Source organism: Clostridium sp. CAG:43 (assembly GCF_000434655.1).
Lineage (GTDB): Bacteria > Bacillota > Clostridia > Lachnospirales > Lachnospiraceae > Otoolea > Otoolea fessa.
Genome location: NZ_FR895084.1, coordinates 1 through 4286, shown reverse-complemented (window position 1 = coordinate 4286; position 4286 = coordinate 1). Strand labels below are relative to the sequence as shown.

The 4286-nt window shown below is 51.9% G+C and carries 4 protein-coding genes; all 4 read right to left on the bottom strand.

The window, feature by feature from the left end:
* On the bottom strand, window positions 1-738 hold a 738-nt coding region (locus tag QVO97_RS06820), incomplete at its 3' end, for a lysozyme inhibitor LprI family protein (RefSeq protein ID WP_288189231.1).
* Window positions 739-990: 252 nt separating this feature from the next.
* Complete coding sequence (gene rnhA, locus QVO97_RS06815; RefSeq protein WP_022359619.1) at window positions 991-1464, bottom strand: ribonuclease HI; 474 nt, start codon at window positions 1462-1464, stop codon at window positions 991-993.
* Between the two features lie 33 nt (window positions 1465-1497).
* Window positions 1498-3105 carry an MBL fold metallo-hydrolase RNA specificity domain-containing protein gene (locus QVO97_RS06810; RefSeq protein ID WP_022359618.1) on the bottom strand — a complete coding sequence of 536 codons (1608 nt, stop codon included), beginning with the start codon at window positions 3103-3105 and terminating at the stop codon, window positions 1498-1500.
* 208 nt (window positions 3106-3313) lie between these two features.
* Window positions 3314-4286, bottom strand: a 973-nt coding sequence (locus QVO97_RS06805; protein ID WP_288189228.1) for a stage IV sporulation protein A, incomplete at its 5' end; no start/stop codon positions are given.

Here is a 4286-nt window from a genome sequence, read left to right as displayed (position 1 = left end):
GCCCTTGTAGCGCTCCGCCGCCTGTTTCGCCGCCGTATCACGTTCCCGGATCCATCTGCGTTCCCGACCACGCAGCGTGTCTGTCTCCTCGTCTGGAAGCACCGCCATGATTGCCTGATAAATCTGATTTAATTCGGCATCCCAGAGCCGGTACTCATACGCGACCGCCTCCCGCATCGCGTCGGTCGTATTCGCACTTCCCGAATTTTCCAGGTTTTGAATCGTATTCTCGATCTCGCCCAGCCGGTTCCGGTAATCTTCCGCTGTCCGGTCCGAGCCTGCACCTGTCCCGGAGGACGCGCCTCGCGCAGGAGATACAATTCCATTTTCAACCGGGGACACAACCGCCCCTGTATTCACAGAATGATCCGACTTATCGCCCGCGCTCTGCTTCTCTGCCGCCTTAGCAGCCGCCCGATTATCTGCACGTTTTTCCTTTTGTTCACCTAAAGACTGGACAGAAACATCTCCTTCCGCCTGCATACAGGCTCTATCTTCTGTCCCCATACTTTCCGCATGTGCCATTTTTTTAGAAGATGGCTCCGGCGCATCCCCCGCCAGACCATTTTCCGCTGCTTCCGCCGCAAATGGTTCCGCCTCATACATCGCCTCCGGTCCGACCGTCAGGCTTCTCTCACTTCCCGCCTGCTCCCGGATATAACGCCGCGTTGCCGCCGTCGTCACAATCCCCAGCACCAGAATCAGACCGAGGGCAGCGATCATTCCTTTATTTTTCAAATTACTCTCAACCGCCTTTGCTATTCCTGTTCACTTGATAATTTTAAAATAGCACATTTAAGACGGTTTGAAAATAGATGATCGAAAGATGTAAACATATCGTAAGGGTTGTTATAGTAACTGCTCACAGGTAGGAATTTTCTGAACTGAAAATTCCGTACAATACAGTTCCGGATGCAGATTTTGCCGATTTGGAATGCGTAGCATCGGCAAAATCCCGTTGCTGGGCACACATGTGTGAGCAGTAACGAGCTATACCCCCGGATCCACCATCAGCTCGTCCCCATCCGCCGCCGAAGTAGCCAAAAAGTCACATCTCTCATTCTCCGGATGCCCATTATGCCCCTTCACCCAGAAAAACGAAATCTGATGGGGTTCCTTGGCAGCGAGCAGGCGCTTCCATAGATCTACATTCTTAACCTCCTCATTTTTGCCGCGTTTCCAGCCCTTTTTGATCCAACCCTCGATCCAGTGCTGGTTAAAAGCGTTGACGAGATACTGGGAATCTGAATAGAGTTCGATCTCGCAGGGACGGTTGAGCGCCTCAAGACCGGCGATGGCTGCCATCAGCTCCATACGGTTGTTCGTAGTTCGTTTGTAGCCGCCGGAAATCTCTTTCGTGTGCAGTTTTCCTGCCGGATCTACATAGTGAATGACGGTTCCAAATCCGCCCGGACCATCTGGATTGCCGCGGGCGGCGCCGTCTGTGTATATAGTTACTTTCAAGTCAGAAATCTCCTTTATGTCTATTATTGAAGCCTAGCGGTCCCACTTATCGCAGAGCGAGTTGATCTGGTCGGCAAAACGTGCTAAATCTTTGTTCGCCCCGCCCTCGTTATGCATAACAACACGGCGCAGGCGGTCGCAGGCTGCCAGCAGGCGGGCAAATACACCAGCCGCTTTCTTCGTTGCTTCGTTCACTGCCGGTTTCTGAATCGGAATACCCTTCGTAACAGTCACGAAGCATCCCTCTTTCAGGTCGTAGGAACTGCCGGAGAACGGAGCCATCGCATTGATGCCGTAAGTCTCCTTGACCGTCTCTGCAAATGCATCACACACTGTGTCATCGCCGTGTACCACGAAGACCTGGGACGGTTTTTCCATAAAACTGCCAACCCACTCCAAAAGCCCGGTCTCGTCCGCATGGCCGCTGATGCCCTCGATCTTCTCGATCCGTGCTTTGACCTCGATCGACTCACCGAACAGCTTCACTTCCTCGCGTCCCTCAGTAATGCTGCGTCCCAGTGTGCCGACTGCCTGATAGCCAGCAAACAAAATCGTACACTCCGGTCTCCAGAGGTTGTGTTTCAGATGATGGCGGATACGGCCCGCATCACACATGCCGGCTGCCGAGATGATAACCTTCGGTTCCTCGTTGAAGTTGATTGCAACGGAATCGCTGCTGGTGATCGAGAGATGCAGACCCGGGAAAGAAATCGGATTGATGCCCTTTTTTACCAGCTCCTTCGTCTCCTCATTGTAGCAATCCATCATATTGTCCTTGAACACGCCGGTCGCTTCCACCGCCATCGGGCTGTCTAAGTAAACCGGAAATACACCGTGCCCGGTTACAAGGTTCTTCTCCTTGATAATACGGATGTAATTCAACACTTCCTGCGTTCTGCCGACCGCAAATGCCGGGATCACGACATTGCCACCCTTATCCAGCGTCTCCTGAATCACGCGGGCAAATTCTTCCACGTGATCGCCTGTATTCTTGTGGAACCGACCGCCGTAAGTACTCTCCATGACAACATAATCCGCCTGATGGATGTACTGCGGGCTGCGGATGAGCGGCTTGTTTTTGTTACCGATATCACCTGAAAATACAATCTTCTTGGAACAATCGTCTTCCTTCATCCAGATCTCGATCGAAGCCGAACCAAGCAGATGTCCCACATCGACAAACCGAATCTCCAGATTGTCATTCAGACGGATAATCTCATTGTAATTGCAGGGGACAAAGTGATGCAGTACCCCTTCTGCATCGTTCATCGTGTAAATCGGTGTCACCTCCGGTTTCCCGGCACGCATGGCTTTCCGGTTTTTCCACTCCGCTTCTGACTCCTGGATATGGGCGCAATCTTTCAGCATGATATCACACAGATCGCAGGTCGCGCGCGTCGCCATAATCTGTCCGCGGAATCCCCTCGCATAGATAAGCGGAAGCAATCCCACATGATCGATATGGGCGTGCGTCACCAACACATAGTCCACATCCGAATACGGAATCGGAAGTTCTGCATTTTCATACTTGTTGATCCCCTGTTCCATACCGCAGTCAATCAGAATATTCAGCCCGCATGCCTCCAGAAAATGACAGCTGCCTGTAACCTCATGATCCGCACCGATAAATGTAAGCCTCATAAAATCAGCCCCCTGTTCTGTCGTTTGTGTTTCCGCATACCCCTTGCGGAAAGTGTTTTTGCTATTAGCCTCATTATAACTGATTTCTGACAATTTTGCAATTTCCCCGATAAAGTTTCGATAAAATTTTCATAAAATCACCTTATCTGTCCCACATTCCCATTCCAGACAACGCACCATTTTCCCAACAAGAGCCAGACCTATTCTATTATATAATAATACAGATCATCCCCCCATTGCTGTCATTGATGATTTTCTGCAGCGTATCCTGCAGCTTCACCTGGCAGTCCTCAGTGAGCTGGGAGATCTTCGCCTGAATCCCGTCATCGACGATCTGGGCGATTGATTTTCCAAAAATATTGGTTTCCCAGATACCTTCCTCACCTTTTCCAGCATTCTCCCGGATGTATCGGATCAAATCCTCTGCCTGCTGTTCATTTCCCACAATCGGCGCGATCTCAGTCTCAATCTGCGCCTTGATGAGATTGATGGACGGCGCCTGCGCTTTCATTTTGACTCCATATTTATTGCCGTGGCGCACCACCTGCGGCTCATCGAGGACGATCTCCCCGCGTTCCGGCGTGACAACCCCATAGCCCTTCTTGCGCGCCTGCGTGAGCGCCACGGATGCCTTTTCATACTCGCTCTGCATCGACGCCAACCGCTTCAAGGTCTGCATCAGCTGGTACTCGCCCTCGATCGGCATTCCCACATACTCGCTGAGGATCTGATAATAATGCCCGTCGTCCAGCTCGACCACCGCCTGAACGCTGCCATCATCCATTTTCATTGATACAATCCGGATCCGACGGATCGCTTCCCCGGTTTCCTCTGGCAGCGCCAACGCCACATCGCGCATATGTACCGTCCGATCCATCATCCCCCGGACTGCCTGTATGACCTCCGATTTAAGCCAATGGCTGTTTGGCAGAATCTCCAGCCATTTCGGAATCGAAAAATCGATCTCCGTGACCGGGAATTCCAGAAGCACCTGCCCCAGAATCTCCCGGATATCCTCGGCGCGCAGCTGCTCACAGTTGACTGGGAGCACCTGCACCTCATATTTTTCGGTCATCCGGGCTGCCAGCGCCCGCGTCTCCTCCGAATATGGTTTCTGCGAGTTTAAAAGCACCAGAAACGGCTTTCCCAGTTTTTTCAGTTCCTGCACGGTCTTCTCTTCC